Genomic DNA, 2,631 nt, shown 5'->3' with positions numbered 1-2,631 from the left:
GCGCGCGGCACGTAGAGCGCGGCCTGCGCGGCGTAGTCGAAGGGGCTGCGCACGCGCAGCACCTCCGCGTCTTCGAGGCCGCAGGGTTCGGTGAACCAGCGCAGCGTGGGATCGTCGCCCAGCGTGGCGGAGGTGAAGACCCAGGCGCGGCGCCGCCGCTCGGTGGCCGCGGGTTCGGGCTCGTGTGCACGCGGCGGCTCGTCGTCATCATCGCCACCGCCCTGCGCATCGAGCCAGGCGTCGTATTCGTCGACGGCCTCGCGGGCGCCGCGCCCCAGCGTCTCGTCGCCATGCGCGTCCGGCTGCGCATCGGGCGCCTTGGCGATCTTGAGCACGCGCGTGCGCATCGCCTCGGCGATGTCGAGCGGCGACTCCACCAGCCGCAGCTGCGTGCCCACGTCGACCCAGCGCACCGATTCCGGCGCGCAGGCGCGCGCGAACTTGGCAGCGCGCTTCGCGAGTTCGCGCGCGCGTTCGAGCAGCCGCACGAAATCGGGCGACAGCTCGCTGACCGTGTCGAGGCCTTCGGCTGCCTCCTCGAAGGCGATCTGCAGCGTGTCGAGCGCGCCCTGCCATTCGTGCTCGCCGATGCCCTCGGGCGAGGGCCCGGCCCAGCGCAGCTTCGCGCCCGGCCATTGCTTGCCCACCGCCAGCCGCAACTCGCGCGCCGCGCGCTCGAGCCCGGCCACGATGCCCTGCCAGTCGACCAGGCCGCGCGCATGCGTGAGGCCGGCCGCGAGCACGTCGCGCGCGAAGTCGAGCGCCTGCCCGGTGCCGAGGTTGGTGCCGAGGAACTGCACGCCGGTCTCGTTGAGCTGGTGCGCCTCGTCGAACACCACCACGCTGACGCTCGGCAGCAGCTCGGCCATGCCGGTCTCGCGCACCGCGAGGTCGGCGAAGAACAGGTGGTGGTTGATGACCACCACATCGGCCGCGAGCGCCTCGCGCCGCGCCAGGTTGACGTGGCAGGGCTTGAACTGCGGGCACTGCGCGCCCAGGCAGTTCTCGCGCGTCGAGCTCACCAGCGGGATCAGCGGCGAGCGCTCGTCGAGCCCCGGCAGTTCGGCGAGATCGCCGGTGCGCGTGGCCTTGGACCATTGCTCGATCTTCGCCAGCGTGCGCAGGCTGCCGCGCTCGGGCAGCGAGGCATCGTGGCGCGCGATGTCGAGCCGGTGCAGGCAGAGGTAGCTGCCGCGGCCCTTGAGCAGCGCGGTGCGCACCGGCAGGCCCAGCGCTTCCACGAGCCGCGGCAGGTCGCGGCCGAAGAGCTGATCCTGCAGCGCCTTGGTGGCGGTCGAGAGCAGCACGCGCTCGCCGCTCAGCAGCGCGGGCACCAGGTACGAGAAGGTCTTGCCGACGCCGGTGCCGGCCTCGACCACCAGCATGCCGCCCTGCTCGATGGTGCGCGCCACGGCCATCGCCATCTCGGTCTGGCCCGAGCGCTCGCGGAACTGCTCGGCCGCGCGCGACAGCACGCCGCCCTCAGAGAAAGCTTCCAGCACCTTCGATGCGAGCGTGTCTTCCAGGCCCACCGCGCTCATGCCGGCTCCTTCGGATCGATCGCGCTCTCGAGCCGCACGATCTGGTCGCGCAGCGCAAGGCGGCGCTTCTTGAGGCGGCGCAGCAGCAGTTCGTCCTGCGGAACGACCTCGCTCAGGCTGTCGATGGACGCGTCGAGGTCCGCATGCTCGATGCGCAACTCGATCAACTGGCGGGAAAGGGAGTGGAGATTGGAGTCCAACGTGGGAGAAGCGGACGCATCTTCTGCGCGGCTCGGGCTCGGGTTCATTCGATAATACGTCGTGATCCGAACTCCAGAGAAGACAGGCGGCGCTGCATCGGCGCATTCGCGCTCATGACCCAAGGCTTTCGACTCATTGCCGCCACCGGCCTGCACAAGGGCGACCGCCCCTACCAGCAGGACCAGGTGCTGCTGATCGCGCATCCGCGCACGCCGGGCTGCGTGCTCGCCGTGGTGGCCGACGGCATGGGCGGGCGCAGCGGCGGACGCAAGGCCTCCGACCAGGTGCTGATGACCGCGCGCCAGCTCTTCGCGCGCTACAACCCGGCACGCGACGAAGCCGAGGCGCTGCTGCGCCAGCTGCTCGAGGACGCGCACACGGTGATCAAGCTCACGGCCGTGTCGAGCGAGCAGGAACCGCACAGCACGCTGGCCGCCTTCCTCATGAACCCGACCGGCGACTGCGCCTGGATCCATGCGGGCGATTCGCGCATCTACCACTTCCACGACGGCCGGCTGATCAAGCGCACGCGCGACCATTCGTACGTGCAGACGCTGATCGACCGCGGCGAGATCACCGAGGCCGAGGCCAACGTGCATCCGCAGGGCAACATCCTTCTCGGCTGCCTGGGCATGCGCTCGACGCCGCCGCCGATCGCACCCGACCAGGTGCCGAGGATGCAGCCCGGCGACCTGCTGATGGCCTGCAGCGACGGCCTGTGGCACTACTTCACTCCCGAAGAACTCGCGAGCGTGCTCCATGCGCAGCCGCCGCGCGATGCGGTCGAGATCCTGGTGGGCGAAGCACGCCGCCGGGCGCATGGCACCGGCGACAACATCTCGATCGCGGTGCTCAAGCTCGAGCCCCTGCCGGCGGCCTGAAATCTCCG

General features: G+C 70.7%; 3 protein-coding genes. 1 reads left to right on the top strand and 2 read right to left on the bottom strand.

Annotation, left to right across the window (positions count from 1 at the left end):
- A partial coding sequence (locus AC27VN_RS38390; protein WP_490880054.1) for an ATP-dependent DNA helicase occupies positions 1 to 1,541 on the bottom strand: 1,541 nt, incomplete at its 3' end.
- Positions 1,538 to 1,741, bottom strand: a complete 204-nt coding sequence (locus tag AC27VN_RS38385; RefSeq protein WP_490880053.1) for a YdcH family protein — start codon at positions 1,739 to 1,741, stop codon at positions 1,538 to 1,540. The genes AC27VN_RS38390 and AC27VN_RS38385, both read right to left, overlap by 4 nt.
- A gap of 114 nt (positions 1,742 to 1,855) precedes the next feature.
- Between AC27VN_RS38385 and AC27VN_RS38380 the strand changes: the two genes are divergently transcribed.
- The gene (locus AC27VN_RS38380) at positions 1,856 to 2,623 is read left to right on the top strand and encodes a PP2C family protein-serine/threonine phosphatase (protein ID WP_490880052.1); all 768 of its coding nucleotides are present in this window, start codon (positions 1,856 to 1,858) and stop codon (positions 2,621 to 2,623) included.
- Positions 2,624 to 2,631 lie beyond the last annotated feature (8 nt).

The organism is Variovorax sp. 20P10.2.4, from assembly GCF_058244205.1.
This window is presented reverse-complemented; position numbering and strand designations above follow the sequence as displayed.